The sequence below is a fragment of the Bradyrhizobium mercantei genome, from assembly GCF_001982635.1.
Classification (GTDB): Bacteria; Pseudomonadota; Alphaproteobacteria; order Rhizobiales; family Xanthobacteraceae; genus Bradyrhizobium; species Bradyrhizobium mercantei.
Map to the genome: position 1 here is coordinate 874,928 of NZ_MKFI01000002.1, position 26,685 is coordinate 901,612.

Here is a 26,685-nt window from a genome sequence, read left to right on the forward strand (position 1 = left end):
AGCCGCTGTTGAGCGGCTGCGGAATGCCGCAAACACGCTCTGTGCGAGGCCCCCATGAACGACATCAGCACCATTTCAGGTCGTGGCGAACCGCGAGGAGTCTTGGACCCCTCCTCGCTGGGGCTGGCAGCGGCTGCGGCAGCCATTCGTGAAGGTCACATCACATCCGAAGCGTACACTGCGGCGCTTCTGCTTCGGGCCCGAACGCTTGCCGAACTCAACGCATTCATCACCATCGACGAAGCCGCCGTCTTGGAGGCCGCGAGGGACGCTGACAAGGCACGAGCCGCCGGGTCGGCGGCTCAGCTACTCGGTGTGCCGCTCGGGGTGAAAGACAGTTATCTGACGAAAGGGCTGCCTACGAGCCTAGGTCTCGATAGCCTCGCTCGCTTCGTGCCGCGCGAAGATGCTGACGCTGTCCGCGCCGTCAAGCGTGCGGGTGCCTTGGTCTTCGGGAAGAACAACCTCGTCGAGATGTCTTACGGCTTGACCGGTCACAACGCACGTTACGGCCAAGTCAAGAATCCGCACGCACGGGACCGCGTTTCGGGCGGCTCCTCGAGCGGCTCCGCCGCATCGGTGGCCGCAAGCCTCGTTCCCGCGTCGTTGGGCGGTGACACCGTCGGGTCGATCCGGGTGCCCGCATCCTTCTGTGGGGTCGTGGGATTCAAACCAACCACGGGGCGTTGGCCGCGCAACGGCGTTGCTCCGATCTCCCATACGCTCGACACGACGGGTGCATTCGCCCGAAGCGTCGAGGACTGCATTTTGCTGGATCAGGTCGTGACGGGTGAACAAACGGCCGAGTTCTCCGGCGACGGCAACGATCTAAAGGGGGCTCGACTGGCCTTCGCGCCCCGGCAATTCCTCGATCTGGTGGACTCCGAAGTCGAGATCCGCTTCCGCGAGGTGGTTCGGCAGCTACGGGACGCCGGCGCCGAGGTTGTTGAGATCGACCTTGGTGACGATTTCAACGCCCTCATCCAAACCGCCACATGGGGCATCTTCGCGCACGAGACGATGGGCGCGATTTCGGAATTCCTTCGTCGTCACGACATTCCGACCACGTTCGAGGCGATCTACAACGGGCTTAAGCCCCAACTTCGGGAAGCATGGGGGCACATCGTCCTGCCGGGCGGTGCAGGCGCTGTCTCGGCAGAGGCCTATCAGACTGCGCTCAAGGTGAGCCGGCCTGAAATCCAGCGCCGTCTCGACAAGGCGTTCGTTGCTGACGGAGCGCGGGTCATTCTGCAACCGACCACACCATGCACCGCGCCCTTGATCGAAGAGCAGGCGACCGTCCGTATTGCGGGGCAAGACGTCAGCTACCTCGCCTTGGCGAACCACACCGTGTCGGCGAGCAGCGTGGGGCTGCCGGGTATCAGTGTTCCCGTCGGCCGCTCTCGCGCTGGGCTGCCGCTTGGCCTTGAACTTGACGCCGCGGTCGGTAGCGACCGATTGCTTTTGGTCCTTGCTCGCAAGATCGAAGGCGTTTTGGGTACCGAGCCGGCTGCGATCTAGAGCATGATCCGGAAAAATGTGGTTTTCCGAAAGATCATGCTCGCTGCGTGACATTGGTGGAGTTGGCACAAGATGCGTTTCGAGAAAGGTCACAAGTTGTCGACGAGACGGCACATCGTCGATGTGGCATCGAAGTGCATGCGCCGCGACGGCATATCCGCGACAGGAATTTCGGCGATCATGGGCGATGCCGGCCTGACCAAAGGAGCCTTCTCTCCGCACTTCCAGTCCAAGGAGGTGCTTGTTCGCGAGGCGCTGGCACTGGCACTGAGCGCTCAGCAGCACCGCCTTGACGAAAATCAGCTCAACGGCCTTGACCTGGAAGGCGCAGTTCGTGGATACCTGAACCGCGCTCACCTCGAAGCCCCTGCGGACGGTTGCCCCTCCGCGGCGTTGCTTCCGGAAATCGCCCGCCAGCCCCTGTCCATCAGGCAAGACTACGAGAAGGCGCTACGAAGCTACGTTGCGACTTTGGCCGCGCTACTTCCCGGCACAGATTCTGTAGAAAAACACCGGCGCGCGACGGCCATCTTCGGGCTCATGGTGGGCACCCTGCAGTTTGCGCGGGCCGTCCCCAACGCTAACGAAGCGCAGCAGATATTAGATGGCGGCGTTGAGGCCGCATTGCAGTTAGCGCGAACTCCATGACCTTAAGGTCAGACAGAACGGAGAGGCTCAGTCCGAGCGCTACAATCCCGGTGATCGCGCCGCCCAGGCCTTGGTGGCCTGGCAGCTTTCCATCGCCCTGATGTAGCCAGTCGTGCCGTCGTGCGGGCGAGATAGTCCCGCTCGGGCCGCCGGCGTCCCGGACTGACGCCGCTCGGAGAACGCGACGAACGTTCACCCGGTGGTACCCCGCGCAGCCTGCCTGGCGGCATCGGCCTCACGGAAGTCGGTCCCTCGTCGGAGAGATCGTAGCGCAAGATTCGGCCCCTTCGATTCAGGATCTGAACCATGGCTCGGCAGTGGGCTCAAGGAGCCCGTGCCGATGGAAGCGATCGCGATCTGCCCGAACGCGGACGTATTACGCCCACGTTGAGTCTTGTCGAGTTTGACCCGAAGCGGACATTCGTTGATCTAAATCAACACCAAACTGCCGGCCGTTTATTTCAGTGTCAGCATGTGCGCCCCGCGCGTCGAGCCCGTCTGGAGGATCGATAATGAAATTGTCCGCACTGATGTTGTCTACTGCTACATTGACCTTGCTCACAACGCTGCCCTCGATAGCGCAGCAGAAGACCGGAGCAGCGGGTTCGCCCAGCGCTACAATCACAATCGACGGCAAGCAGCTTCCGCCCGAACCTCCGAAGTTCGGCGGCGTGATCAACGAAACCGCCAAAGATTCAAAGCCCTACTGGCCACCGTCGGTCGTGCCGCCCAAGGGCGCGCCAAACGTCTTGCTGATCATGACCGACGACCAAGGTTATGGTGTGTCGGGTACGTTCGGTGGCGTCGTTCCGACCCCCGCGATGGATCGTGTCGCCAAGGCCGGCCTGCGCTATACGCAATTTCACTCGACCGCACTTTGCTCGCCGACGCGGGCGGCATTAATTACCGGTCGTAACCACCACTCTGTCGGGTTTGGCGTGATCGGTGAAATGTCGACCGGCTATCCCGGATACGATTCCGTCATCGGACCTGAGAGCGCGACAATCGGGACGATTCTGCGGGACAATGGCTTTGCCACCTCATGGTTCGGTAAGAACCACAACACGCCCACCTATACGTACAGTTCAGCGGGGCCGTTCGATCAATGGCCGATCGGCATGGGATTTGAATATTTTTACGGGTTCATGGGCGGCGAGACGGACCAGTGGACGCCCTATCTGTTTCGTAACACGACCCAAGTATTTCCGTGGATAGGCAAGCAAAACTACAACCTCATCACCGATATGGCGGACGACGCCATCAATTACATGAACGGATTGAACGCTGCTGCTCCCGACAAGCCGTTCCTCGTCTATTACGTGCCCGGCGGAACGCATTCGCCGCATCAGCCGAAAAAGGAATGGATAGACAAGTTCAAGGGCAAGTTCGACATGGGTTGGGAGAAGCTGCGTGAGCAGATCTTCTCGAACCAGAAAAAGCTCGGCGTGATCCCGGCTAACACCCAGCTCACGCCATGGCCCGACACGTTGCCGAAGTGGGACTCGCTGTCATTGATCCAGAAAAAGCTGTATGCGCGCGAGGCAGAGGTATTTGCTGGCTACGCGGCCTATACCGACTATGAGATCGGCCGCGTCATCCAGGCCGTCCAGGACATGGGCAAGCTCGACAACACGCTGATCATCTACATCAGTGGTGACAACGGCACCAGCGCCGAAGGCACTCTGGAAGGCACTCCGAACCAGATGACCGCCTACAACGGCGTGTTGAAGCTGCCCGAAGCCGAGCTGATGCTGCACTACGAGAATTGGGGCTCCGACAAGACCTACCCACATATGTCGGTGGCATGGTCGTGGGCCTTCGATACTCCGTTCAAATGGACCAAGCAGGTGGCATCGCACTTCGGCGGCACCCGGCAGGGCATGGCCATCTCGTGGCCTGGACACATCAAGGATGTCGGCGGCATCCGCTCCCAGTTCCATCACATCATCGACATCGTGCCGACCATTCTCGAAGCCACGGGCATCCAGGCTCCGACGACCGTGAACGGAATTGCACAAAAGCCCATCGAGGGCGTGAGCATGGCCTACACATTCGACCAGGCCAACGCCAATGCGCCGTCGAAACGCGACACCCAGTATTTCGAGATGTTCGCCAACCGCGGAATCTATCACGATGGCTGGTACGCATGCACGACGCCACCCGTGCCGCCGTGGCTTCTGGGCACGGCCAAGCTGCCTGAGATCAGCGACTACAAATGGGAACTCTACAACATCGCTGACGATTATTCGCAAAACAACGACCTCGCCGGCCAGAATCCCGACAAGTTGAAAGAGATGCAGACACTGTTCCTGGCGGAGGCAGCCAAATTTCAGGTGTTGCCCTTGGATAATTCAATTCTGCCGCGCCTCATCACGCCGCGGCCGAGCGCGACCGCGGGACGGACCGTCTTTACGTACACAGGGTTCAATTCCGGTATCCCGGTCGACAACGCGCCAAGCCTCTTAAATAAAGACTACAAGATCACTGCCGAGATCACGGTCCCACCGGGCGGGGCCGAGGGCATGATCGCAACGCTGGGCGGCCGCTTCGCCGGGTATGGCCTCTACCTGCTGAAAGGCAAGCCCGTCTTTGTCTACAACATGCTGGATTTGAAACGATATCGCTGGGAATCCGGCGTAGGAGCGCGCGACTGGCTTGGCTCTGCGCTCAAGGCGGGCAAGCACACGATCGTGTTCGATTTCAAATATGATGGGCCCGGCTTCGGCAAAGGCGGCACCGGTGTGCTCTCGGTAGACGGCAAAGAAATTTCTCGCCAGTCGATGCCGCACTCGATCGCGTTCCTGATGGCCATCGATGAGTCCTTCGACATCGGCTCCGATACCCGGACCGGCGTAGATGACAGCTACAAGCTGCCATTCCAGTTCACAGGGAAGATCGACAAGCTGACCTTCAACCTCGGGGCGGCGCAACTAACGAGCGATGAGCAGAAGGTTATGCGGCACGCGCTTGAAAAAGCCAGGGATTGAGCGGACCTTTTGCTGATAACAAGCCCGCGATTTGGCACAAGGCGGAAACAATTAGCCACGAGCTGACGTCTGCTACCGGCCCTTCGGCGATCTCGGGAGATGTCCGCTTTCCACCGCTGTGGGGGTTAAGCGGACATCGGGCGCCCGTTCAATGAATACACGGCCTAGGTATTAGACTTGTAAGCGCGGAGCCACAGCCGGATTGTATCGCGCACTACAATCCCGGTGATCTCGCCGCCCAGGCCTTGGTGGCCTGGCAGCTTTCCATCGCCCTGATGTAGCCAGGGCGTGCCGTCGTGCGGGCGAGAGAGTCCCGCTCGGTCGAACCGGGGACGTAGTTGCCGGTTCGCAGGCCGAGCAGCAGGACGTAGCTCACCGAGATATCCGCAGCCGTGAATCGGTCGCCGGCGAGATAAGGGCAAAAGCTAATTGCCGCGCCGCAACCTGTCCTACAAGTCTGCTTACGTCCTTCTACATTAGCTGCGCGAGGCAATGGCGGATGAATTGAAGGGGCGCGCCATTGGTGGCGAGGGCAAGACGGCCGAGGTGGATGGCGGCAATTTGGGCGGATACGTAAAGCCAGCAAACCAGAAAGAATATCGCCGCGACCGCCGATATGCCCGCAATCAGAATGGGAAACGGAAGGTCGTCGTCATCGTCCGACAGCGCGGCGGCAATTCTGTGCCAGCAGTGTTTGGCTCTGAAAGCCAAGCCGCCACCTTCATCTGTGCCCGCATTGCGAAGGGGACTGTCGTTCATGCCGACGAAGCCGCTTCTTGGGATAGATTACACGAACGTTCTGAAATGAAACGAATCAACCACCAGGAAGCTTACTACTTAGACGGTGCCGGCACCAATCAGCCCGCCGCGTCTTGAACGGCAATCAGGTGATCGGGGCGCAAGGACATCCGCGCCATTTCGGAATATTAGAAATATATCCCTGAGTTGCCCGACGTGTCAAGCTGCCCCGTCGAATGCCTGCGGCCGCCGGCCCTTTGCATGGGGTTGTTTTCGATATTTTGGCGCCGTCCCCTGCGACGGCCCCACAACTTCATACTGCCCTAGCCCGAGCCGCCCGGCTCCAGCGCCTCGCCGAGCTGGAGCGGATGCGCCATCGTCTCGTGCAGCGCGTCCTTGTCGAGCTCGCCTTCGGAGAGGCTGATCACGACACAGGCGACGCCGTTGCCGATCAGGTTGGTCAGCGCGCGACACTCGCTCATGAACTTGTCGATGCCGACCAGGATCGCGATCGACTGGATCGGGATGTCGGGCACGATCGACAGCGTCGCGGCGAGCGTGATGAAGCCGGCGCCGGTGACGCCGGAGGCGCCCTTCGAGGTGATCATGGCGATGCCGAGAATGCCGAGCTCCTGCCAGATCGTCAGATGGGTGTTGGTGGCCTGCGCCAGGAACAGCGTCGCCAGCGTCATGTAGATGTTGGTGCCGTCGAGATTGAAGCTGTAGCCGGTCGGCACCACGAGGCCGACCACCGAGCGCGAGGCGCCGAGATGCTCCATCTTCTGGATCATCTGCGGCAGCACCGTCTCCGACGACGAGGTGCCGAGCACGATCAGGAGCTCGTCCTTGATGTAGGCGATGAAGCGGATGATGGAAAAGCCCGCCAGCCGCGCGATCGCGCCGAGCACGATCAGCACGAACAGGATGCTGGTGAGATAGAAGGTGGCGATCAGCGCCGCCAGATTCCACAGCGAGCCGAGGCCGTAGGCGCCGACCGTGAAGGCCATCGCGCCGAACGCGCCGAGCGGCGCGACGCGGACGATGATCCGGATGATGCCGAAGAACATCTTGGCGGCGGTGTCGATCGCCGCGGCAATCGGCTCGCCGACCTTGCCCATCAGGGCGATGGCGAAGCCGGAGAGGATCGAGATCAGCAACACCTGGAGCAGGTCGCCGCGCGCGATCGCGCCGAGATAGCTGTCCGGAATGATCGCCATCAGATGGGCGACGATGCCCTGCTCTTTCGCCTGCGTCACGTAGGTGGAGACCGATTTCGGATCGATCGTGGCGGGATCGATGTTGAAGCCGTGGCCCGGCTGCAGCACTTCGCCGACCAGGAGGCCGACCGCGAGCGCTACCGTCGACACCGCCTCGAAATAGATCAGGGTCTTCAATCCGACCCGGCCGACCCGCTTGAGGTCGCCCATCGAGGAGATGCCGTGCACCACGGTGCAGAAGATCACCGGCGCGATCATCATCTTGATCAGCGCGATGAAACCGTCGCCGAGCGGCTTCAACTGCTTGCCGAGGCCGGGGTAGAAATGTCCGATCAAGACGCCCGCAAAGATCGCGATCAACACCTGGATGTAGAGGATCTTGTACCAGGGCTGGTGATGGGGATGGGCAACGGGCTTGATCGCGTCTGTGGTCATGAGGTGCCCCGGCTAGGATGAACTCGACTGGTGATGCCATCTTGGCGGAGCCGCGCGCAAGCGACAATGCCCTTTCGCGCCGCCGCGGGCGCACACGAATCTGTCATAGACTACAGCCGGCTCGCATCCGGAGGCTGAGGATGGAATTCACAGCGCTGTTTCTCGCCATCACCATCGCCATGGTGGTGGCGTGGCGTGGTCCGCGTCCCCTGGCGATCGGCTTGTTCGCGGTCATCCTGGTCGCCTGCGTCGCAACCTTGCTGCACCACGCCACCGACCGTCTCACCCTGTCGTTCTGAGGCCAATCATGACCGACACCCGGGCCGTGACCCTGAATGCGCTCGCGCTCTATGGCCTCGCGCTGCTGCTGACGGCTGCCTTTGCGGCGCAGCTCATGCTGCACGAGCTGCCCTGCCCGCTGTGTTTGTTGCAGCGCATCCTTTTCGCCTTGCTGGCGATCGGGCCGATCCTGAACATCCGCTTCGGACCACGGCCGAGCCATTATGCCCTATCGCTGCTGACCGCCGTCCTCGGCGCCTCGGTCTCGACCCGCCAGGTGCTGCTGCACATCCTCCCCGGCGATGCCGGCTACGGCTCGGCGCTGCTCGGCTATCACTATTATACGTGGGCGCTGATCGCCTTCATCGCGGCGATCGTGCTGCTCGCGGCCATGCTGCTGTTCGACCGCCAGTTCGACCAGCGCACGGCACACATCACCGCACCCGGCGGGTTCGCGCAGGGTGCGGTGTGGTCGGTGGTCGGGCTCGCGGCACTGAATGTGCTCTCCACCCTGCTCGAATGCGGCATCGGCGCCTGCGCCGACAATCCGATCGTCTATGAGCTGCTGAAGCGGGCCAGCTAGGGCCGCTTGGGAATGTTGAGACCGCGTTCCACGGCCGGCCGCTTCAGCGCGCGCTCGAGCCAGGCCGCGACGTGGGTGGACCGGTCGAATTCGACGAGCTCGCGCGCGCCGTAGAAGCCGATCAGATTGCGTACCCAGCCGATCATCGAGATGTCGGCGATGGTGAATTCATCGTCCATGAACCACTGCCGTCCGGCGAGATGGGTCTCCATCACGCCGAGCAGGCGCGCGGACTCGGCGACGTAGCGCTGCAACGGCCGCTTGTCCTCATAATCCTTGCCGGCGAATTTGTGGAAGAAGCCGACCTGGCCGAACATCGGCCCGATGCCGCCCATCTGGAAATGCACCCACTGGATGGCCTGGTAGCGGCGCGCAGCATCCGCCGGCAACAGCTTGCCGGTCTTCTCGGCAAGATATTGCAGGATGGCGCCGGATTCGAACAGCGGCAGCGGCTTGCCGCCGGGACCGTTCGGATCGAGGATCGCCGGGATCTTGCCGTTCGGGTTCAGCGACAGGAACTCTGCCGTCTTCTGGTCGTCCTTGTTGAAGTCGACGAGATGGACCTCATAGGGCAGCCCGATCTCCTCGAGCATGATCGAGACTTTCACGCCGTTCGGCGTCGGCAGCGAATAGAGCTGCAGGCGGTCTGGATGCTGGGCGGGCCAGCGTTTTGTGACGGGAAAGGCGGACAGGTCGGTCATATCAGACATTCTTTTGCAGGGTTGTTGTTGGATCGCTAATGTACGGAGCACATTGAAAGCCGCAAGGTCTGCAACCGGCCATGACAACTCAACAGACCGACGATCAACAGACAGGGGCTAAGCTCGGCTTCTCCGACGACGAACTCGCGGCACACCCGACCGTGTTCGCGGCGGATGCACTGGCCGGTCAGGTGGCCGTCGTGTCCGGCGGCGCCGGCGGCATTGGCCGCGCCATCGCGTGGCTGTTCGCCCGGCTCGGCGCGCATGTCGTTGCGGTCGGCCGCAATGCCGACAAGCTCGACGCACTCGTCGATCACATCAGCCATCGCGGCCTGAAGGCATCCGCGCATGTCGCCGACATCAGGGAACCTGACGCGGTCAACGCGATGTTCGACGCGCTGTGGGACGCGCATGGCCGCGTCGATCATCTCGTCAACAGCGCCGGCGGCCAATTCCCGCAAGCTGCGATCGACGTCTCGATCAAGGGCTGGAACGCAGTCATCAACACCAACCTCAACGGCACCTGGTACATGATGCAGGCCGCGGCGCAGCGCTGGCGCGACCAGAAGCATCAAGGCAGCATCGTCAACATCGTCGTGGTCACGACGCACGGCCTCTACGGCATCGCGCACTCGATCGCAGCGCGCGCCGGCGTGATCGGGCTGTCGCGCGCGCTCGCAGTGGAATGGGCGCCGCTGAACATCCGCATCAATTGCATCGCGCCCGGCGCGATCGAGACCGAGGGCTGGAACGTGTACAGCGAAACGGCGCGCGCCGCCTATCCGCGCTCGAACCCGATGATGCGGCCCGGCACGCCGTGGGACATCGCGGAGGCCGCCGTCTATCTCGCCGCGCCTTCCGGCAAATTCATCACCGGCGAGATGCTGACCGTCGACGGCGGCGGCCAGCATTGGGGCGAGACCTGGACCACCGGCAAGCCCGACTACTTTAGGGGCGGCGAATAGCGCGCACATACCGATCGCGGCCGCTCCCTCCATTACTTGCCATCGTCGAAGCTGACGATGACGGCGGCGTTCGCGATCAGGATCGGATCGTTGCCGAGATCGGATGGAATCTCGAGCCCGCCCGCGATCGCTTTCACGGTCTTGGTGCCGTAGGGCAGTTCCTTGGCGACCGCCGCAGTATCGACATCTTCGGGATTCGGCACGGCGATCGTGACGTCGACGAACATATCGTTGGCGGTCTTGCCGAGCATGCGGAAGAAGCCGAGGCTGGAATGGCGGATGGCGTCCGAGACCGCGCGCTTGGCAGCCTTGGTGGCATCGCGGCCGTGAACGTCGACGCCCATGCCCATTTCGGTGATACAGCGCACGCGTGTCATGAAACTTTCCCGTTGTCGTTGGCGTGAGAGACTGATCACTCCTTCGGCCCCCACACGCGCGACGTCAAGCCGGGTCGTCAGCCTCCCCCACGCGCTTGTGATCGCCGCGCGCCAGCATCCACGCAGCCAAGCCCGCGAGGAGCGCCGCGGCAACCACCAGGACGCTCGCCGCGCCCCAGCCCCATGCCGAGACGACGGCGCCGACCGCGATCGGCCCGGTCACCTGGCCGAAATTGCTGCCGGTCATCAGCAGCCCCATCATGACCGGAACCATGGCCGCCGAGCGCGCCGCCGCCGGTGCGGTCGCGAGCAACGTCGCCGGGATCAGGCCGCCGACAGCCGAGAACAGCAGGCACAGCCAGAACGCGCCCCACCCGCCGAGCATCGGCAGGAAGATTCCGAGCGCGGAGGCGCCCATCACGACGGCTGCAACGGCGATCAGCGCGATCCGGCTGACTCCGCGCGCGAGCAGATTGCCGGCAGCGAGGTTGCCGACGACGTTGCCCGCCGCCGCCAACGCACTGAGCCCGCCGGCGCCCTGGCTGGAGACGCCGAGCCGTTCGGTCAGCAGGATCGGCAGGAAACTGAACAATGCAAAGAACATCAGGCTGTAGAGCGCGAACAGCACCATCAGAAGCGCCGGGGTGCGCTGCTGCGCCAGCGCGGCGGCTTGCTGCATCAGACCGCTACGCTCCGCGCCGGTCCGCGACGCCACTTCAGGCACGATGATGCCGGCGAGGACGAACAGCACCGCGACAACGCCGGCGCTGGCCCACCAGATCGCGCGCCAGCCATCGAAGAGCGGTCCTGCGACCAGCGCCAGCGCGATCCCGAACGGCATCACGCAGCTCCACACCGCCATGGTGACGTCGCGCGCGCTGACGTCGACGACGCGATCGAGCAATGCGGGTGCTGCGACCATCACCAGCAGGAAACCGAGCCCTTCGAGCAGCCGCGATGCCAGCAGCACCGCGAGCTGCGGCGCGAGCGCGCCCGAGGCCGCGCCGAGCGCGATGGCCGCGAGCCCGCATAGCAACACCCGGCGCGCGCCAACCGCGGCGATCACGACGCCCGCCGGGACGCTGCCGAAAAGTCCCAGGACCGCAAAGATGCCAGCGACCGTTCCGACCGCGGCGAGATCAATCCCGAGGTTCTGTTGCAGCATGGCCGCGGCGATCGGCACCTTGCCGACCTGAAGCGCGGCGCCGATCCCGCAACCGATCACGACGGCGACCGTCGCCCATCGCTTCGCCTCGTTCTGCTGCGCCACGGCCGTCTCGATCGTCATGCGTCCACCCGCCCCGGTTCAACTCATCACAAATAGCGTTTCCCGGCCATCGACAGAAGTGATATGTTTTGCATCCACTTGATCGATTTCATAGATCATGCTCGATAACCTCACGCTCGATCAGATCCGCGTCTTTGTCACCATCGCCGACAGCGGCAGCTTTCGCGCCGCCGCGACCAAGCTGGCGCGGGTGCAGTCCGCGATCAGCCACGCCGTCGCCAATCTCGAGGCCGAGCTCGGCCTGATGCTGTTCGATCGCTCCAGCCATCGCCCGGCGCTGACGGCCGAGGGCAAGGCGCTGCTCGGCAATGCGCGCGACCTCCTGCTCCGCGTCGATGCGATGCGGGCGCGCGCCCACGGCCTTGGCGACGGGGTGGAGCCGGAACTCGCGCTGGTCGTCGACACGCTGTTTCCGATCTCAGCCGTCGGCGCGGCGCTGACGGAGATGCGCACGGCCTATCCGTCCGTCAGCGTGCGGCTCGCGGTCGAACCGATGGGCGGTCCGATCGCGGCCCTCACCGAACGGCGCAGCGCGCTCGCCGTGACCGTCGGCGAGGATTTTCGTGATCCCCGCCTCGCGCTCGACGCGATCTGCGCCGTGCAGATCATCGCGGTCGCCTCCGCAAGCCATCCGCTCGCGCGCCGTGGCCGCAAGAGCGTCGCCGACCTCGCCGACCATCTGCAGATCGTGCTGTCGGACCCGACGCCGCTGTCGGAAGGCCGCAACTTCGGTGTGCTCTCGCCGCAGATTTGCCGGGTCAGCAATCAGGACACCAAGCACGCCATGATCCTGGCCGGGCTCGGCTGGGGCCGGCTGCCGCACTGGCAGGTGGCGCGCGACCTCAGCGAACGCCGCCTGGTGCGGGTCGAGACCGGCGCGCTCGGCCGCAACGCCGCGGTCGCGATGGAAGCCTATCTCGCGCACCGGCTCGACGAGCCGCTCGGCCCCGCCGCACACGCGTTTGCAGATGCACTGACGCGGATCGCCGCACGCACGCACGCGCCGAAGGTCGGCGCGAAGAAGCGCTGAAGCGCAGCCGGGCGCGGTCCCTCCCCGGCCCGTTCAGCCTTCAATCCTCAATCTCGCCGCTGCGGATCGCGAGCCGGATGGCCTGCGCCGTTGTCGCGACGCCGAGCCGAAGCCGTGCGCGCCGCAAATGGTTCTCGACCGTGCGTTCCGAGAGCCCGAGCGACGCCGCAATGTCGGCCTGGCGCCGTCCGGCGGAGATCCAGCGCAGCACCTCACGTTCGCGCGGCGACAGGCTCGACGCACCATTCGGTTCGCGTGCCTCGATCAGGCGGCGGGCTGCGCGAAAGGCCGCGGCGCCGATCATGGTCAGCGCCACGCGCGCCGGCGCCGACGCGTCGATCCGCGTGCCGGCGAAGCTCATCGCGCCTTCGAGGCCGGTGCGCCCGAACACCGGGACCTGCAATCCGTGGAAACCGGGTCCGCGCGGCGTACGCACCACGCGGTATTTCTCACCGCGCGCGGACAGCACCTTGGTCCAGAAAAACGGCTCATCCACATTGAGGAAGTTGCGCGTCACCGGGCAATGCCGGACATAGGTCTCCGCGTCGACCGTCACGCCCTTGCCGAACCAGTCGCCTTCGACCCAGTAGATGCTGTCAACCAGATCCTCACGCGCCGGCGACGCCGAGAACATCACAAACCGGTCGTATCCGAGCGGCACGCTCGCAGCCCGCACCGCCGCCTGGATCGTGGGCAGGCTTTCGCTGCCCTCGATCGCAACCACGGCTTCGATGTAGCGGTCCATGTCGATGCCATCGTGTCCCGGGAAATTCCGTCGCGCGCGCTCCCGCGCATTGAGGACTTTCCCTCAAGCCGGGCGGGCCTGCAAGCCGCGCAAAATCGTCCGGCCACGGGCGGCGCGGCGGGGTCACCTCGCCGCCTCGCGCCTGGCCGATGGCTTCAGCGTCCGCCGAGCGTATCGAGCAAAGCCTTTGCGGCCGCCTTGCCGACATTGTTGGCGGCGAACGGGCTGTCACCGGTGATCAGCTTGCGATCCTGATACGTCTTGCCGGTGATGTCCTTGTTCACGATCTCGACCCCGAGCGCTTGCAGCTGTTCGCCGAAAGCCCAGGTCAGCGCGCCCGGCATGTAGCCGATATCGGGCGTGGTCCGATCGATGGCGTCGGGAAATGCGCAGATCTTGTAACCCTTGAACGGATAGTCGCCCTTGGCCTCGCCGACCGCGGACGCCAGCAGCGCCGCCGGGCCATGGCAGAGCGAGACGATATGCTTGTCGTTGTCGAGCGCCCATTTCAGCGCGGCCTTCACGTCGAGGCTTTGGGGAAGGCCGATCAGCGCACCATGGCCGCCTGGAATGAATACCGCGATATAATCGGAATCCTTGCCGAGCTTGTTCTCGATCACGTCGGAAAGCTTGAGCGGCTGCTTCAGCCGGCCGAGATACTTCTGGTAGATGCTCTTGACCGCGTCGTCGGCGTTCGGAAACGCCCAGAGCTCGAACTTGACCGGGTTGCCGGACACGGTTGCGATGTCGAACTCGAACCCGGCCTTGTCGAGATGATACATCGGCAACAAGGTCTCGACGGGATGGTTGCCGGTCGAGAACATCGTGCCGTTCTGCAACAGCAGATAGCGCTCATCCGCAGCGATCATCAGGATTTTCCAGCGGCCACCCCTGTAGGCATTGGGGTAGTCCGCGCCGGAGAGATCCGACTTGGCCGAGGTGAATTGCCCAAGCGAGTAAGGCGACGGAAAGAAGGCGTTGTTCTCCGCCGGATCGGCTACGGGACGCTTGTCCTGGGATTGCTCGGACATCGCAATATCCTCTCTCATCGTGTTGCGGTCCGGCAAAGGTAAGCACGGGCCGCGAAATCACGAATGAGGGATTTCCCTCAATGGCGCGCAGGATGGACAGGACTAGTGACGCATCACCGCTTCGATGCGACGGACGAGAACGCCGCCAGCGTCCGCTCGACCGCCGCCCGGTCGATATGGCGATGCGTGACAAGCCGCAGCTGGCTCGCGCCGCTGGCCTGCACCAGGATGCCGTGCGCCTCGAGGCGCGCTGCCCATTCGGCGGCACTCAGCGCGCTGCCCGCGACATCGATGCGCAGGATATTGGTTTGCACATGATCGGCCTCGCCGAGCGCCGGGTCGAGCCATGCCAGCCCGCGTGCGAGTTGTCCGGCGGCCTCATGATCGTCGCGCAGACGCGCGATCATGGTGTCGAGCGCGACGAGACCGGCGGCCGCGATCACGCCGGCCTGGCGCATGTTGCCGCCGACAAAGCGGCGGAATGCCCGTGCCTGCGCGATCAAGGCGGCATCACCGACCAGCAGGCTGCCGACCGGCGCGCTCAATCCCTTCGAGACGCAGAACATCAGACTGTCGGTATGCGCGGCGATCTGCTGCGCACTCACCCCCAGCGCCACAGCCGCATTGAACAGCCGCGCACCGTCGACATGCACGGCAATGCCGTTGCTGCGGCCGAGCGCGTGAACGCGCGCCATATGCGCCAGCGGCAGCACGGTGCCACCGGCGCCATTGTGGCTGGTCTCCATCCAGATCAGTGCCGGTCGTGGCCGTCCCGCCGATGACGAGGCACCGATGGCCTGCGCCAGCGGCTGCTCCTGCATCGCGCCGCGCTGGCTCGCCACCGGTCGCGGCACCAGGCCCGCCACCGTCACGACGCTGCCGATCTCCGAATTGAACAGATGCGCGCCGGAATCGGAAAACACCTCCCCGCCCCGCTCGCCATGCGCCAGCATCGCCAGCAGATTACCCATGGTGCCGCTCGGCACGAACACGGCCGCCGCCTTGCCGGTCAGCTCAGCCGCCCTCTCCTCCAGCGCGCGCACGGTCGGATCGCCGTCGCGGCTGTCGTCACCGAGCGGCGCGCTGCGCATTGCCGCGAGCATGGCATCCGTCGGCAGTGTCACGGTGTCGCTGCGCAGGTCGACGACACCAGCCGCGCTCGGGAGAATGCCTTTGCTCATCATGCGTCCTGGGTCTTCAGCGCGAGCGGCGCGGCTTCCGGCGCCCCGACGGGAAGCTCGCCGCCGAAGCGCTGCACCAGCTTCACCGCAACGGTATTACCGAACACGTTGATCGCGGTGCGGCCCATATCGAGGAACGCGTCGACGCCGGCGATGATCGCCAGCGCCTCGACCGGCAGGCCGATCGCCGACAGCACCATGGCGATGGCGACCAGCCCGCCCGAGGGGACATTGGCACTGCCCTTGCTGGCGATGGTGGTAACCATCACGATGGTCAGCAGCGTCGACCAGGTCAGCGTCACGCCATAGGCCTCCGCCAGGAAAGTCACGGCGAGCGCGAAATACATGATCGCGCCGTCGCGGTTGAAGGCATAGCCGAGCGGCAGCACCACCGAGACGATCCGATTCGGCACGCCCATCGCCTGCAGCTTCTCCATATGGAGCGGCAGCGTGACCTCCGACGAGCGGGTGGAGAATGCCAGCAGCATCGGCTCCATCACCGCCTTGGTCACCGCGATCGGTTTCTCGCCGATCGCAAGCAACATCACCCAGAAGATCACGACCATGATGGCGAGGCCGAGATACATCACGGCCACGAGCTTGGCGAGCGCGACCACCGTCGCGAGCCCTTGGGTCGCAAACAGCCACGACATGATCGCAAACACCGCGATCGGCGCCAGCGACGTGATCCATTTCGTCATCTTGAACATCGCCGCCATCACGGCTTCGAGCACCGCGACCATCGGCTCGCCGACCCTGCCGATCGAGGCCAGCGCCAGCCCGAACGGGATCGCGAACACCAGCGTCGGCAGGATTCTCTGTTCGGCCATCGCAGCGACGATGTTCGACGGGATCATGTCCATGAAGAACTTGATCCAGTCGACCGATACCGCGAGGTTCGCCGGCACCTTGCCGGTCGCCGCCAGCGGCGCGCCGGCGCCGGGGTGGAAGATCCCGTTCAGCAAGAGCCCGATCAGGATCGAGATCACGGTCGCCAGATAGAAATAGCCGAGGCAGATCACGACGACGCGGCCGAGCACCTTGAGCTCGCTGCCCATCCGGTAGATGCCGAGCGCGACCGACGAGAACACCACCGGGATCACGATCATCTTCACCGCCTCGACGAAGGCGGTGCCGACCGGCCGCAGGCTCGCGCCGAAATCCGGCCAGAGCAGACCGACGGCAAGCCCTGCGACGAGGCCGATCAGCATCTGCACCGCGAGCGGCAGTCTCAGGACACGCCGCAAGGCTGATCGTTCGCTCATGAACGCTGGTCTCCATTTGCCGAGATGCGCGGCCGCACGGCGCCGAGCGCCTTCAGCCGCGCCTCGAATGCCGAGGACAAATGCCGCCACATCCGCTGCTGCGCGGCATCGGGGTCCTGCGCCGCGACCGCGGCATGGATGTCGAGATGCTCGCTGACCGCCTGCCGGGTGCGCTCGACGTTGTATTGCGGCATCTTTTGCAGGGCGAGCCCGCTCTGCGCGCGCAGATTGTCGTAGGCCTCGACCAGCCGGCCGTTGCCGGTGGCGCGGAACAGTTCGTCGTGAAAGCTCCAGCCGGCCTGCTGGGCCTCCTCGACGTCGATCGTGGCGCGCGACTTGATGCGGCGCAGCTCCTTGGCACATTGCGCGAGACTATCGGTCGGTCCGCGCGTCGCGGCGAGATAGGCTGCCATGCCCTCGAGCGCGAGCCGCAGCTCGTGGATCTCGCGCAAATCGTCGAACGACAATTGCCGCACGAAGGTGCCGCGCATCGGATGGATGGTGAGCAGCCCATCTTTCGCGAGCGCCTTCAAAGCCTCGCGCACCGGCGTTCGCCCGAGCGCGAGCCGGTCCGACAGGCTGCGTTCTGACAACGGCTCGTCCGGCGCGAACTCGCCCGAGATCACGAGGTCGCGGATGCGCGCATAGGCCTGATCGCGGTGCAGAGCAGATGACACAACTGACATACCAGCAGTATGTCAGTGGCATGTCAAGCATAGGAGCGCATCGCCGTGCCGGGCTTCCCGCCCCACAGCGGTGTCCTTCACAAGGTCGCGAGCTACCGCGCCGCGTCCGCGCCGTTTGGCTCCAATTCATCTCCGCGGATCGAAAATGAGCGCAACAGGTCGTGGTCTCGCAAGGAGCCGCACAGCAATGCCGATCAGTCGCCGGCGAGCACTGACGCTCGCCTCTTTCCTCGTGGCGCCCCCGCTGCTTGGCACCGAAAGCCGCGCCGAACCGGCACCGAACGCCGGAGCCGCGACCTTCGACATGGCCGCCTTCACCGCGGCATCCGGCGGCGACGCCGACGCCGCCTTCGCCAAGGCGCTGGCCGCGATCGCCAAGGCAGCGGCGGACGCCAGCAAAGCGGGGCCGGTTCACATCATTCTCAACCTCGAGAAGAACGCCAGCTACCGGATCAAGCGGCCACTCGCGTTCCGGCAGCTGCACGGCTTCGAGCTGAACGGCAATGGCGCGCAGCTGGTCAACACGACGCGCAGCGGCACCCTGGTGATCTCCGGCTGCAACCGCCTCACCGTCCGCGACCTCACCATCGACTACGACCCGCTGCCCTTCACGCAGGGAACGATCACCGCCTTCGACAAGCAAGCGGTCGACATCACGGTGAAGGTCGATCCCGGCTATCCCGACGATGCCGCGCTGCTGGCCGCCTTCACCGATGGCTTCTTCAAGGTGATGGACCGCCGCAACCGGGCGCTGAAGACCGGCGCCAGGGATTTCCTCTCACCCGCCAATGCCGTGCGGCTCGGCGACGGCCTGATGAAGGTGCATCTGCACTGGAGCGCGAATGATCGCTTTCCGAGCCAGCTGCCGATCACGGTCGGAGACGTCGTCACCATCGCAAATGGCGACGCGCACGCCATCGCCGTGGACTCCAGCGTCGCCACCAGCCTGATCGACCTGAAGCTGCTGGCCTCGCCGGGCATGGGCATCATCGAGAACGGCGGCGACGGCTCGATGATGCTGCAAAAGGTGTCGGTAGTTCCCGGACCCCGGCCAAAGGGTGCGACGGCCGACCGGCTGATCTCGACCAATTCGGATGGCTCCCACTTCATCGCGGTCGCGCGCGGCCCGACCATGGAGGATTGCAGTTTCGCCAACACCTCCGACGATGCCGTCAACGTGCACGGCTTCTACTATTACGTCGTGGCGAAGACCGCAGCCCGGCGGTTCCTGCTCAGCCCGAAATGGGACATCGGGCTTGCGGCCGGTGACGACATCGAGAGCTGCGACCACGCGACGTTTCGTTCACTCGGGCGCGGTAAGGTCGCGCAATTGACCAAGCGCCACGCGCCGGAGCTGAAGGCGAAGATCGCCCAGCTCTGGAAGAACCGGAGCCCGACCACCCAGCCGGACCTGGTCTATGACGTCGTGCTGCAACAGGACCTGCCGCTCAAGACCGGCGATGCCGTCACCTCGCTGACCCATATCGGGTCCGGCGCCACGGTGCTGCGTTGCAACTTCCACGCCTGCGGCCGCGTGCTGATGAAGGCACCGAACGCCATCGTCGAGAACTGCCAGTTCACCTTCTCGACCGGCGTCGCGTTGCAGGCAGGCAGCGACATCGGCTTCTGGTCGGAGTCCGGATTTGCCGACAACCTGGTGTTCCGCAACAACCGCTTCAGCCACTGCGTCAACGGCGCCAACGAGCTGACCGGCGGCAGCGGAACCCTCGGCGCGATCTATGTCGGCATGGTGGCGCCGGAAGGCGCCAAGGGATTTCAGGACAATTTTGAGAACCGGCGTATCATCATCGAAGGCAACCACATCGACGATTCCTATATCTACGCGATCTTCGTCAGCAATGCCGACGGCGCCAAGATCGCCGGCAATGTGATCGGCCAGACTTTTCTGCGCGGCAATGCGTTCGGGGCCGGCGAACTGTTCCACATCAAGCCCGACAGCGCGATCTTCGTCGGCCGCGCCAGGAATGTCGAGATCAGCAACAACGTCGCCGCACGCGGCAAGATCGCGACGACTCCGGTCGCGATCGATCCCAGCTGCGACAAGCGCACGGTGCATCTCGCCGGCAACCGGCTGGCATGAGCCGTCCGCTTATGCGCCCTGCTTCTGCAACACCGTGATGTGCAGACGGCGGCGGATTTCCATGCCCTGGCGGCGGTAGAGGGCGATCGCCGAGACGTTGCTGGTGAAGACGTGCAGGAACGGAATTTCGCGCCGCGCCACGATCTGGCGGGCGACGGCCGACAGCAGCGCCTGCGCATAGCCTCGGCCGCGATGATCCGGATGTACGCAGACCGCGGTCATCTCGGTGTAGTTGCCCGGCTTCATCCGCTCGCCGGTCATCGCGACCAGTTCGCCGCCGACGCGAATGCCGAAGAAGTTGCCGAGCTCATGGGTGCGCGCGCTGAATGGTCCGGGCTTGGTCAGTTCCGTCAACGCCAGCATCGCCGGCACGTCGGCGGCGCCGAGCGTGACGATCTCGACACCGGGCGCGGAATAGTCCGCGGGCGTGCCGATCATCTGCTCGCCGGTCTCGGCCAGCAGTACCTTGAACTCCGGCGGCACAGCGACCGGATCGGGCGTGAACAGCACCGCGATCTCAGGTCCCGACAGCAGCGCGCCGAGCGCGGCAAAGCTGTGCGGCGACATGTCGACCATGTCGGCGAAAGGCGCGATTGCGAGCGGAAAGCGCCTGGCATCGGTGCCGCCTTCCGCCAGCTCGCGCTGCCTCGTGGTCAGCGCGCTCCAGATCGGGCGATCAAGCGGATGAATGGGCGGGATGTCGGACATGCGGCGCTTCGCTCCTGATTCTTTCGGAGCAGAGCAAGAAGCGCCGGCAAAATCCAGCATGGCGTGATGCCGTCACGGCTCACAATCACGCCAGCAGGTGAACCCCGCTACGCCACCTTCAGGCAGAGCTCGGTGCCGCCCTTGAGCGGCAGCGTGATCGACACGAAGCCGTTGTTCGGATCGCGCACGAACTCCAGGAAATCCGCCTCGGCATTGTCGTTCATGACATAGCCGCCCACACGAAGCTGCGGGGCGACGATCTCGATCACCTGGCGTGCCAGCGTCGGCCCCTTGTCGCCCGGCCAGCCGTCGATCAGGATGAAGTCGACGGGACCGCCGAGATCGCGCAGGGTCTTGCGCGCATCGCCTTCACGGATCTCGGCATAGTCGGCCAGGCCGGCGTCCGCGAGATTGCGCTTCGCGGTCGCGACCTTGGCCGGCACGATCTCCGAGCCGATCACGGTGCCGCCGCCATTGTCGCGCATCGCGGCGGCGAAATAGAGCGTCGACATTCCGACCGATGTCGCGAACTCGGCGACGCGTTTGGCGCGCAGTCCGCGGCACAGCAGATAGATCAGCTCGCCCTGCTCCGGGTGGATCGAGAATCCCTGCTCGGCATAGTCGTGCGGATCGCGGCTGCCGCTCTGCATCGGATTGCCTCGCACCGGCGCCCGGCGTGTGGCCTGCAGGCGCTCGATCACGGCGGCGACGCTGATATCGGCAATCGCGCTGTGTGGTTCAGCATTGTACATGAAGGGTCTCCGTTCCGACTGCGTCATTGCTGGAGGATTTCCGCGGCGGCGCGGTCGAGGATTTTCGCGATGCGCCGTGCCTCGGCGGCATCGCAGCCGCGCTTCTGGCGCAGCGCGCTCTTCAGCGCGTGACGGGCGCGGTGCACGTCGTCGGACGCTTCGCCGTCGAGATCGCTGACGCCGGCGAAGGCTTCGCGCACCTCCTCCATGCGGCGACCGATCCGCGACAGCGCCTCGAGAATGGTATCGGCGGTGGCGCGGTTCTCGGCGAGATACGCCTTGCCCTGCTCGGTGATGCTGTAGAGCTTGCGCGCCGCATCCTGGGTGACGCTGGCATGGCCGATCTCCTCGAGGAAGGTCAGCGCCGGATAGATCACGCCCGGGCTCGGGCTGTAGAAGCCGTCCGACCGCTCCTCGATTTTCTTGATCAGTTCGTAGCCATGCGCCGGCTGCTCGCCGAGCAGCGCCAGGATCACGAGTTGCAGATCCTGCGACGACAGCCGCCGCGATCCCGGAAAGTCACCGCCGCCACCCCGCCCGAAGAAGCCATGGCCGCCGCGGCCGAAGCGATGGCCGCCCCTTCTGTGCCGGCCCATGGCGAAGAACCCAAACCGGAAGCCATCATCGTCCCGGTCGCGAAACATCGATCGTCTCATTCTGTCATTCCTTACTAAAAACATATCTTACGATATATCTATCGATGGATCGAACGACAACTTACGATTTCGTGAGCCGTGCGCGAAACCAGCCAGGGATCGCCGGCTTAGGTTCGGGCTTGTCGGCCCTCACGCTGCTGGAATATGGCTTTGAAGCCCTTCCCCATTGCGACCCATGCGCCCCAAGAACTTCGAAGCCCACTGCATGCGCCTGCCCGCCGCCACCAAGATGGTGCAATGGGAAGGCACGTCGGTGTTCAAGGTCGGCGGCAAGATGTTCGCGCTGGCCGGCGGCTACATCGAGAGCACCGGCGGCTTCATGTTCAAGACCTCGAACATGGCCTATCAAGTGCTGATCGAGCAGGGCCTGGCACGACCGGCGCCATATCTGGCGCGCGCCACATGGGTGCAGCTGATCGGCAACGACGCCCTGCCCGACGCCGAGCTCAAGGCCTATCTCAATCAGGCGCATGGCCTCATCGTCGAAAAGCTGACGCGAAAATCGCGCAAGGCGCTCGGGCTGGACTGATCGGCGAAGCCCGTCGCGCGGCTCAGCGGTGACGGATTTATGCTCGTCATTGCGAGCGAAGCGAGGCAATCCATTGCGCGGCACACGCGGAAGCATGGATTGCTTCGTCGCTATCGCTCCTCGCAATGACGGGCTGAATAAATCTACAGGCTCTCAGTCGCCCAGCGGCTTGTCGGAATCGCCCCACAGCAATTTCGGAAACAGCTCCTTGAAGGCGAACTTGTCGTCGCCCTTGGCGCGCTCGAAGCGCAGCACGACGTCGAAGCGGTCGCCTTCCCATTTGGTGGGCGGCTTGCCCTTGCTGACCGGGATCAGCGGCAGGATGTCGGAGATGATCGCCTTGTGCTCCCAGCACAGCAGCACGACGCCCTTCAGCGCGAGGATCGCCTGCATCAGCGCCGGCTCGTCGCCCTTGCCAAAACCTTCGTTCGGCGTCAGGCCGCGGCGCGCTGATAGCGCCGAGATCGTCTCGGCCGGCCGGCTCGACGGCGGCTGATTGGGCTCGGTTCCGGGCGTCGCGGCGTAGATCGCATCGGGCTTGGCGTAGTCGCCGCCGGTGAGATCGGTGCCGAACAAGGCCGTCCACGCGCCGGCGCGCTGCCAGCCGCGGAGCACGAGCGACTCGGTATCCGACACGCCGTTCGCGGTGAAGCCCGGTCCCGGCCAAAACTCGCCCGGCTTCTCGGCATGTCGGATGATGAAGAGCGTGAGCGCGTCCATGGCAGCCTCGCGGATCAGTTGCATGATTGAGAGTGGCGTCAGACAGGTTGATCCTACCCTCGATCAGGCCTCAACTTCATGAACGGCGTCACAGTTTGCGAAAACTCGATCGATACTGCGCGGGCGACACGCCGAGCCGCTCGCTGAACACGATGCGCATCCGGTCCGCCGAACCGAAACCGCAGTCGAACGCCACCGCCTTCAGCGGCCGGTCACTGCCCTCGAGCAGCCGCCGCGCCGCGTCGACCCGCGCCCGCTCGACGAATTCGTGCGGCGTGATGCCGGTCTCCTGCGCAAAGGCGCGGCCGAAATTACGCACGCTCATGCCGACGGCGCCGGCCAGCGATTGCAGTGTGTGGCGCTCGCCGACATGCTGCATGACATGGGCCTGTGCGCGCGCAATCGGCGAATCCTCGTCGACCGGCGCGGTGAGATAGGGACTGAACTGCGACTGCCCGCCCTGGCGTTGCGCCACCACGACCAGCCGCTTTGCCACCGCGACCGCAACCTGCGGCCCGTGCCGTTCGGCGACCAGCGCGAGCCCGAGATCGATCCCCGCCGTCACGCCGGCCGAGGTCATCAGCTTGCCGTCGCGGATGTAGATCCGGTCAGGGATCACCTCGGCGGCCGGAAAGCGCGCCGCCAGCCGCTGCGCGTTCTGCCAATGCGTCGTCACCTTGTGACCGTCAAGCAGCCTGGCATGGCCGAGCGCAAACGCGCCGGTGCAGATCGAGCCGTAAAGTTCTGCGCGCTCGGGCGCCGCGCGCAGCCACTGCGTGAGGTCGGGATCAGGCTCGGCGTCGGGCAATTCGGGCCCACCGGCGACGAGCAGGATGTCGAACTTCTCCGTTGCCTCGTCAAAGCTGAGATCGGCCGATATCTTCATGCCGCTCGATGCGCGCAGCGGTTCGCGGCTGGCGCCGACCAGCACGGTCTCATAGCCATGACCGGCGGGCACGAAGCCGTTGGTTTCCGCGAACACGTCGACGGGACCGGCGACGTCGAGCGCCTGAACCCCTTCGTGAATCGCGATCGCGACCTTCTGAACCGCCATACCTTCTCCCTGCCCGCTGGCGCGAAACGATGTCTCGTTGGCCCGATCCGGCGGCGCGCGATCGTTGCGGGATCGGACCCGAACAGGCGAGAAAGCCGCCCACGGATCACACCACCAGGCGATCCGGACACATCGCAGAGACGGCCGCTGACCTTGCGTGTTCGCACGCCACGGCTTCGTCTTGCCACATCGAGGAGCGTCTTGAAATGACCGAGATCATCGCCGGCATCCGCGTACCCGACAGCGCCATGGCCCGCGCCGCCACCCAGCTGGTGCGCGATACCGAGGACGATTTGCTCTACAATCACAGCCGCCGCGTGTTCTTCTGGGGCGCGCTGACCGGCAATCGCCGCAAGCTGCAGTTCGATCCCGAGCTGCTCTATATCGGCGCCATGTTCCACGACATGGGCCTGACCGCTGATCATGCCAGTCCCGATCTGCGCTTCGAGGTCGACGGCGCCAACGCCGCGCGCGACTTCCTCAGGGGGTACGGCGTGCCGGAGCGCGACATCGAGGACGTCTGGACCTCGATCGCGCTGCACACCACGCCGGGTATCCCCGAGCACATGCGCCCGACCATCGCGCTGGTCACCGCCGGCGTCGAGATGGACGTGCTCGGCATCGCCTATGACGATTTCTCGCACGAGCACCGCGACCACGTCTGCGCGCACCATCCGCGCGAGGCGAACTTCAAGGACAACATCATCGATCACTTCGCCAGCGGCACCATCAAGAAGCCGCTGACCACCTTCGGCAACGTCAAGGCCGACGTGCTGGCGCTGAAGGACATGAACTACAGCAGGATGAACTTCTGCTCGATCATCCTCGGCTCGAAATGGCCGACATGAGGTGACGTCACTGACGGTTGGCCGGGCCGCGGTCCGGTCCGGGATCGCGGCCGGCAGCCGCGAGCGAGAGCCGGCCCATATAGTGCGCCCAACCCTTGTCATGGCTAGCGCACTGCTCGGCGTTCGGCAGACCGCTATGGGTCATGCGCAGCAGCGTACCGCTATCCTTGTCGATCAGGTCGATCTCGATCAGGCTCGATCCCGGCGGCACTTCCGCGCCGCCTTCCCAGCCGAAGCTGTAGGCAAGACGATGCACCGGCACAACCTCGCGGAACGTGCCGCGCGCGGCGCGGCCGCGATCGTCACCGAGGCCCTTGAGCAGATAGAGCCCGCCGGGATGCAGTTCGGTCTCGGCCTCGAGCCCCATCCAGCTCACGATCTTCTGTGGATCGGTCAGGAACGCGAACACGGTTGCGGGCGGGGCCGCGATCTGGATCTCGCGTTGAACGATGAAGGCTTCAGTCATCGGTCCATTCTCCATTGACGGTGGGTCTTCCGGGATAATTCGTGACAAGGGCGGCGCAACACCCCCATGATGGGGTGATGCAATTGTCCTCGACACTGAGCTGGCTGGTCGACGCCGCGGCCGAGACCGCGAGCGCAAACCGGTTGCTGGCGGACCTCGGTCGTCACCTTATCACGGATCGCCTGCCGCTTGCCGGCGGCGCCCTGACGCTCGAAGTTCCGCACCCGCTGATTGCAAGACGAACCTGGCTGTGGCGTGCCGACAATGGCGAAGTCATCGAGGCGCTCGGCTTCGCGCCGGAACAACCCTTTGCGATGCCCGATATGGTGGGATCCGGCGACGCCGGCCGGCGCTGGCTCGGCAGCCTCGCGCCCGGCCCGATCCACGAGGACACGGTTGGAACGCGGCCGGATGGCCCGACCCTCGGCTGGATCGGAACACGCCCCTTCACCTCCAGAGAGGCGGATCAATTGCGCGAGGCGGCGCGGTTCACGGCCGCACCGCTCGCCGCGCTGGCGGCGCGCGCGACATTGACGGCGGCGCTGGAAGCCTATCTCGGCCGGCGCAGCGCGGGGCGCGTCCTGGCATCGCCGTTGCGGCGCAACACCGGCGAGACCATTCGGGCGGCGCTGTTGTTTGCCGACCTGCGCGGCTTCACCGCGCTTTCCGAAAGCCGTCCGCCCGCCGAGGTGATCGCGGCACTCGACGCCTGGTTCGATCGCATCGCCGGTGCGACCCACGCTTTCGGCGGCGAGGTGCTGAAATTCATCGGCGACGGCCTGCTCGCGATCTTTCCGGTCACGACCAGCGCGCGCCGCGCATCCGAGGCGGCGTTGCGCGCGGTGGCGGCGGCGCGCGTCGGCATGGCGCATCTCGATATTGAGCGGCGCAAGCAGGGCCTGCCGCCGCTGCCCTTCGGCGTAGCGCTGCATCTCGGCGAAGTGCATTGGGGCAATATCGGCGCCGCCGACCGCCTCGACTTCACCGCGATCGGCGCCGCGGTCAATCTGGTCAGCCGTCTGGAGGGCCTGTGCAAGCCGCTGGAGCAAACCGTGCTGGTCTCGGGCGCGCTCGCCGCCGAGGTCGAGACGCCGCTGATCGCGCTCGGCACCCATGAACTCCGCGGCATCGCGCAGCCCTGCGCGGTCTTCACCCTGCCGGAGACATGAGCCGG

The 26,685-nt window shown here is 64.8% G+C and carries 28 protein-coding genes; 12 read left to right on the plus strand and 16 right to left on the minus strand.

The window, feature by feature from the left end:
- The first annotated feature begins 54 nt into the window (after positions 1-54).
- The 3 genes from BI327_RS11665 to BI327_RS11675 all read left to right on the plus strand — a co-directional run bounded on the left by BI327_RS11665 (position 55) and on the right by BI327_RS11675 (position 5,156).
- Positions 55-1,521, plus strand: coding sequence for an amidase family protein (locus BI327_RS11665; RefSeq protein ID WP_076860368.1), 1,467 nt, complete (start codon positions 55-57; stop codon positions 1,519-1,521).
- Between the two features lie 72 nt (positions 1,522-1,593).
- On the plus strand, positions 1,594-2,169 hold the full coding sequence (locus BI327_RS11670; protein WP_076860369.1) for a TetR/AcrR family transcriptional regulator: 576 nt from the start codon (positions 1,594-1,596) through the stop codon (positions 2,167-2,169).
- A 512-nt stretch (positions 2,170-2,681) separates the two neighbouring features.
- Entirely contained in the window at positions 2,682-5,156 is a 2,475-nt protein-coding gene (locus tag BI327_RS11675; RefSeq protein ID WP_076860370.1) for an arylsulfatase, read from the plus strand.
- 214 nt (positions 5,157-5,370) lie between these two features.
- On the opposite strand, the gene BI327_RS11680 is transcribed toward BI327_RS11675, so the two are convergent.
- On the minus strand, positions 5,371-5,532 hold the full coding sequence (locus tag BI327_RS11680) for a hypothetical protein (RefSeq protein WP_245334774.1): 162 nt from the start codon (positions 5,530-5,532) through the stop codon (positions 5,371-5,373).
- 116 nt (positions 5,533-5,648) lie between these two features.
- Here BI327_RS11680 and BI327_RS11685 point away from each other — a divergent pair, with 116 nt between their 5' ends.
- Positions 5,649-6,032 (plus strand): transposase, encoded by a 384-nt coding sequence (locus BI327_RS11685; RefSeq protein WP_076860371.1) that lies wholly within the window; start codon positions 5,649-5,651, stop codon positions 6,030-6,032.
- Between the two features lie 185 nt (positions 6,033-6,217).
- Here BI327_RS11685 and BI327_RS11690 read toward each other — a convergent pair whose 3' ends face one another.
- The gene (locus tag BI327_RS11690; protein WP_076860372.1) at positions 6,218-7,546 is read right to left on the minus strand and encodes a dicarboxylate/amino acid:cation symporter; all 1,329 of its coding nucleotides are present in this window, start codon (positions 7,544-7,546) and stop codon (positions 6,218-6,220) included.
- A 140-nt stretch (positions 7,547-7,686) separates the two neighbouring features.
- Here BI327_RS11690 and BI327_RS42680 point away from each other — a divergent pair, with 140 nt between their 5' ends.
- Complete coding sequence (locus tag BI327_RS42680; RefSeq protein WP_167386864.1) at positions 7,687-7,845, plus strand: DUF5993 family protein; 159 nt, start codon at positions 7,687-7,689, stop codon at positions 7,843-7,845.
- An 8-nt stretch (positions 7,846-7,853) separates the two neighbouring features.
- The gene (locus BI327_RS11695; RefSeq protein ID WP_076860373.1) at positions 7,854-8,408 is read left to right on the plus strand and encodes a disulfide bond formation protein B; all 555 of its coding nucleotides are present in this window, start codon (positions 7,854-7,856) and stop codon (positions 8,406-8,408) included.
- Here the strand turns inward: BI327_RS11695 and BI327_RS11700 are convergent.
- Positions 8,405-9,109, minus strand: a complete 705-nt coding sequence (locus BI327_RS11700; RefSeq protein ID WP_076860374.1) for a glutathione S-transferase family protein — start codon at positions 9,107-9,109, stop codon at positions 8,405-8,407. The two genes, BI327_RS11695 and BI327_RS11700, sit on opposite strands and share 4 nt — an antisense overlap.
- An 80-nt stretch (positions 9,110-9,189) precedes the next feature.
- On the opposite strand from BI327_RS11700, the gene BI327_RS11705 reads away from it, so the two are divergent.
- Positions 9,190-10,074: an SDR family oxidoreductase gene (locus BI327_RS11705; RefSeq protein ID WP_076860375.1), complete on the plus strand. Its 885-nt coding sequence runs from the start codon at positions 9,190-9,192 to the stop codon at positions 10,072-10,074.
- Positions 10,075-10,106: 32 nt separating this feature from the next.
- Here the strand turns inward: BI327_RS11705 and BI327_RS11710 are convergent, their stop codons facing one another.
- Positions 10,107-10,451, minus strand: coding sequence for a Lin0512 family protein (locus BI327_RS11710; RefSeq protein ID WP_026192671.1), 345 nt, complete (start codon positions 10,449-10,451; stop codon positions 10,107-10,109).
- Positions 10,452-10,515: 64 nt separating this feature from the next.
- Positions 10,516-11,739 (minus strand): MFS transporter, encoded by a 1,224-nt coding sequence (locus BI327_RS11715; protein WP_076860376.1) that lies wholly within the window; start codon positions 11,737-11,739, stop codon positions 10,516-10,518.
- A gap of 97 nt (positions 11,740-11,836) precedes the next feature.
- Here BI327_RS11715 and BI327_RS11720 point away from each other — a divergent pair, with 97 nt between their 5' ends.
- Positions 11,837-12,769: a LysR family transcriptional regulator gene (locus BI327_RS11720; protein WP_076860377.1), complete on the plus strand. Its 933-nt coding sequence runs from the start codon at positions 11,837-11,839 to the stop codon at positions 12,767-12,769.
- Between the two features lie 40 nt (positions 12,770-12,809).
- On the opposite strand, the gene BI327_RS11725 is transcribed toward BI327_RS11720, so the two are convergent.
- The 5 genes from BI327_RS11725 to BI327_RS11745 all read right to left on the minus strand — a co-directional run bounded on the left by BI327_RS11725 (position 12,810) and on the right by BI327_RS11745 (position 17,677).
- On the minus strand, positions 12,810-13,514 hold the full coding sequence (locus BI327_RS11725) for a PA1136 family autoinducer-binding transcriptional regulator (protein ID WP_076860378.1): 705 nt from the start codon (positions 13,512-13,514) through the stop codon (positions 12,810-12,812).
- 155 nt (positions 13,515-13,669) lie between these two features.
- Entirely contained in the window at positions 13,670-14,545 is an 876-nt protein-coding gene (gene hchA, locus BI327_RS11730) for a glyoxalase III HchA (RefSeq protein WP_076860762.1), read from the minus strand.
- A gap of 113 nt (positions 14,546-14,658) precedes the next feature.
- On the minus strand, positions 14,659-15,726 hold the full coding sequence (locus BI327_RS11735; RefSeq protein ID WP_089025441.1) for a GntG family PLP-dependent aldolase: 1,068 nt from the start codon (positions 15,724-15,726) through the stop codon (positions 14,659-14,661).
- Positions 15,726-16,991, minus strand: a complete 1,266-nt coding sequence (locus BI327_RS11740; protein ID WP_089025442.1) for a dicarboxylate/amino acid:cation symporter — start codon at positions 16,989-16,991, stop codon at positions 15,726-15,728. The genes BI327_RS11735 and BI327_RS11740 overlap by 1 nt, the downstream gene beginning before the upstream one ends.
- Positions 16,988-17,677: a GntR family transcriptional regulator gene (locus BI327_RS11745; protein ID WP_083742032.1), complete on the minus strand. Its 690-nt coding sequence runs from the start codon at positions 17,675-17,677 to the stop codon at positions 16,988-16,990. Before BI327_RS11745 ends, BI327_RS11740 begins: the two co-directional genes overlap by 4 nt.
- 187 nt (positions 17,678-17,864) lie before the next feature.
- On the opposite strand from BI327_RS11745, the gene BI327_RS11750 reads away from it, so the two are divergent.
- Positions 17,865-19,778, plus strand: coding sequence for a right-handed parallel beta-helix repeat-containing protein (locus BI327_RS11750; protein WP_076860380.1), 1,914 nt, complete (start codon positions 17,865-17,867; stop codon positions 19,776-19,778).
- Between the two features lie 9 nt (positions 19,779-19,787).
- Here the strand turns inward: BI327_RS11750 and BI327_RS11755 are convergent, their stop codons facing one another.
- From BI327_RS11755 to BI327_RS11765, 3 genes are all read right to left on the minus strand, one after another.
- A complete protein-coding gene (locus BI327_RS11755) occupies positions 19,788-20,486 on the minus strand; it encodes a GNAT family N-acetyltransferase (protein WP_076860381.1) in 699 nt (232 codons plus the stop codon).
- Positions 20,487-20,593: 107 nt separating this feature from the next.
- Positions 20,594-21,238 carry an O-methyltransferase gene (locus tag BI327_RS11760; protein ID WP_076860382.1) on the minus strand — a complete coding sequence of 215 codons (645 nt, stop codon included), beginning with the start codon at positions 21,236-21,238 and terminating at the stop codon, positions 20,594-20,596.
- A 23-nt stretch (positions 21,239-21,261) separates the two neighbouring features.
- On the minus strand, positions 21,262-21,894 hold the full coding sequence (locus BI327_RS11765) for a PadR family transcriptional regulator (RefSeq protein WP_245334775.1): 633 nt from the start codon (positions 21,892-21,894) through the stop codon (positions 21,262-21,264).
- 175 nt (positions 21,895-22,069) lie between these two features.
- Here BI327_RS11765 and BI327_RS11770 point away from each other — a divergent pair, with 175 nt between their 5' ends.
- Positions 22,070-22,423, plus strand: a complete 354-nt coding sequence (locus BI327_RS11770; RefSeq protein ID WP_076860384.1) for an MmcQ/YjbR family DNA-binding protein — start codon at positions 22,070-22,072, stop codon at positions 22,421-22,423.
- Between the two features lie 153 nt (positions 22,424-22,576).
- Here the strand turns inward: BI327_RS11770 and BI327_RS11775 are convergent, their stop codons facing one another.
- Together BI327_RS11775 and BI327_RS11780 are read right to left on the minus strand one after the other, a co-directional pair.
- Positions 22,577-23,143, minus strand: coding sequence for a histidine phosphatase family protein (locus tag BI327_RS11775; protein ID WP_076860765.1), 567 nt, complete (start codon positions 23,141-23,143; stop codon positions 22,577-22,579).
- Between the two features lie 88 nt (positions 23,144-23,231).
- Positions 23,232-24,197, minus strand: a complete 966-nt coding sequence (locus tag BI327_RS11780) for a GlxA family transcriptional regulator (RefSeq protein WP_076860385.1) — start codon at positions 24,195-24,197, stop codon at positions 23,232-23,234.
- Between the two features lie 206 nt (positions 24,198-24,403).
- Between BI327_RS11780 and BI327_RS11785 the strand changes: the two genes are divergently transcribed.
- On the plus strand, positions 24,404-25,045 hold the full coding sequence (locus tag BI327_RS11785) for an HD domain-containing protein (RefSeq protein WP_076860386.1): 642 nt from the start codon (positions 24,404-24,406) through the stop codon (positions 25,043-25,045).
- A 7-nt stretch (positions 25,046-25,052) separates the two neighbouring features.
- Here BI327_RS11785 and BI327_RS11790 read toward each other — a convergent pair whose 3' ends face one another.
- Positions 25,053-25,511, minus strand: coding sequence for an SRPBCC family protein (locus BI327_RS11790; RefSeq protein ID WP_076860766.1), 459 nt, complete (start codon positions 25,509-25,511; stop codon positions 25,053-25,055).
- Positions 25,512-25,588: 77 nt separating this feature from the next.
- Here BI327_RS11790 and BI327_RS11795 point away from each other — a divergent pair, with 77 nt between their 5' ends.
- Positions 25,589-26,680: an adenylate/guanylate cyclase domain-containing protein gene (locus BI327_RS11795; RefSeq protein ID WP_076860387.1), complete on the plus strand. Its 1,092-nt coding sequence runs from the start codon at positions 25,589-25,591 to the stop codon at positions 26,678-26,680.
- The last annotated feature ends 5 nt before the right edge of the window (positions 26,681-26,685 follow it).

Coding starts and splice junctions, on each gene's coding strand:
- BI327_RS11700 (WP_076860374.1), bottom strand. CDS start 9,109: ATGACCGACCTGTCCGCCTTTCCCGTCACAAAACGCTGGCCCGCCCAG.
- BI327_RS11675 (WP_076860370.1), top strand. CDS start 2,682: ATGAAATTGTCCGCACTGATGTTGTCTACTGCTACATTGACCTTGCTC.
- BI327_RS11755 (WP_076860381.1), bottom strand. CDS start 20,486: ATGTCCGACATCCCGCCCATTCATCCGCTTGATCGCCCGATCTGGAGC.
- BI327_RS11720 (WP_076860377.1), top strand. CDS start 11,837: ATGCTCGATAACCTCACGCTCGATCAGATCCGCGTCTTTGTCACCATC.
- BI327_RS11695 (WP_076860373.1), top strand. CDS start 7,854: ATGACCGACACCCGGGCCGTGACCCTGAATGCGCTCGCGCTCTATGGC.
- BI327_RS11795 (WP_076860387.1), top strand. CDS start 25,589: ATGCAATTGTCCTCGACACTGAGCTGGCTGGTCGACGCCGCGGCCGAG.
- BI327_RS11685 (WP_076860371.1), top strand. CDS start 5,649: ATGGCGGATGAATTGAAGGGGCGCGCCATTGGTGGCGAGGGCAAGACG.
- BI327_RS11725 (WP_076860378.1), bottom strand. CDS start 13,514: ATGGACCGCTACATCGAAGCCGTGGTTGCGATCGAGGGCAGCGAAAGC.
- BI327_RS11790 (WP_076860766.1), bottom strand. CDS start 25,511: ATGACTGAAGCCTTCATCGTTCAACGCGAGATCCAGATCGCGGCCCCG.
- BI327_RS11775 (WP_076860765.1), bottom strand. CDS start 23,143: ATGGACGCGCTCACGCTCTTCATCATCCGACATGCCGAGAAGCCGGGC.
- BI327_RS11690 (WP_076860372.1), bottom strand. CDS start 7,546: ATGACCACAGACGCGATCAAGCCCGTTGCCCATCCCCATCACCAGCCC.
- hchA (WP_076860762.1), bottom strand. CDS start 14,545: ATGTCCGAGCAATCCCAGGACAAGCGTCCCGTAGCCGATCCGGCGGAG.
- BI327_RS42680 (WP_167386864.1), top strand. CDS start 7,687: ATGGAATTCACAGCGCTGTTTCTCGCCATCACCATCGCCATGGTGGTG.
- BI327_RS11745 (WP_083742032.1), bottom strand. CDS start 17,677: ATGTCAGTTGTGTCATCTGCTCTGCACCGCGATCAGGCCTATGCGCGC.
- BI327_RS11670 (WP_076860369.1), top strand. CDS start 1,594: ATGCGTTTCGAGAAAGGTCACAAGTTGTCGACGAGACGGCACATCGTC.
- BI327_RS11705 (WP_076860375.1), top strand. CDS start 9,190: ATGACAACTCAACAGACCGACGATCAACAGACAGGGGCTAAGCTCGGC.
- BI327_RS11785 (WP_076860386.1), top strand. CDS start 24,404: ATGACCGAGATCATCGCCGGCATCCGCGTACCCGACAGCGCCATGGCC.
- BI327_RS11740 (WP_089025442.1), bottom strand. CDS start 16,991: ATGAGCGAACGATCAGCCTTGCGGCGTGTCCTGAGACTGCCGCTCGCG.
- BI327_RS11770 (WP_076860384.1), top strand. CDS start 22,070: ATGCGCCCCAAGAACTTCGAAGCCCACTGCATGCGCCTGCCCGCCGCC.
- BI327_RS11780 (WP_076860385.1), bottom strand. CDS start 24,197: ATGGCGGTTCAGAAGGTCGCGATCGCGATTCACGAAGGGGTTCAGGCG.
- BI327_RS11665 (WP_076860368.1), top strand. CDS start 55: ATGAACGACATCAGCACCATTTCAGGTCGTGGCGAACCGCGAGGAGTC.
- BI327_RS11715 (WP_076860376.1), bottom strand. CDS start 11,739: ATGACGATCGAGACGGCCGTGGCGCAGCAGAACGAGGCGAAGCGATGG.
- BI327_RS11765 (WP_245334775.1), bottom strand. CDS start 21,894: ATGAGACGATCGATGTTTCGCGACCGGGACGATGATGGCTTCCGGTTT.
- BI327_RS11735 (WP_089025441.1), bottom strand. CDS start 15,726: ATGAGCAAAGGCATTCTCCCGAGCGCGGCTGGTGTCGTCGACCTGCGC.
- BI327_RS11710 (WP_026192671.1), bottom strand. CDS start 10,451: ATGACACGCGTGCGCTGTATCACCGAAATGGGCATGGGCGTCGACGTT.
- BI327_RS11760 (WP_076860382.1), bottom strand. CDS start 21,238: ATGTACAATGCTGAACCACACAGCGCGATTGCCGATATCAGCGTCGCC.
- BI327_RS11750 (WP_076860380.1), top strand. CDS start 17,865: ATGCCGATCAGTCGCCGGCGAGCACTGACGCTCGCCTCTTTCCTCGTG.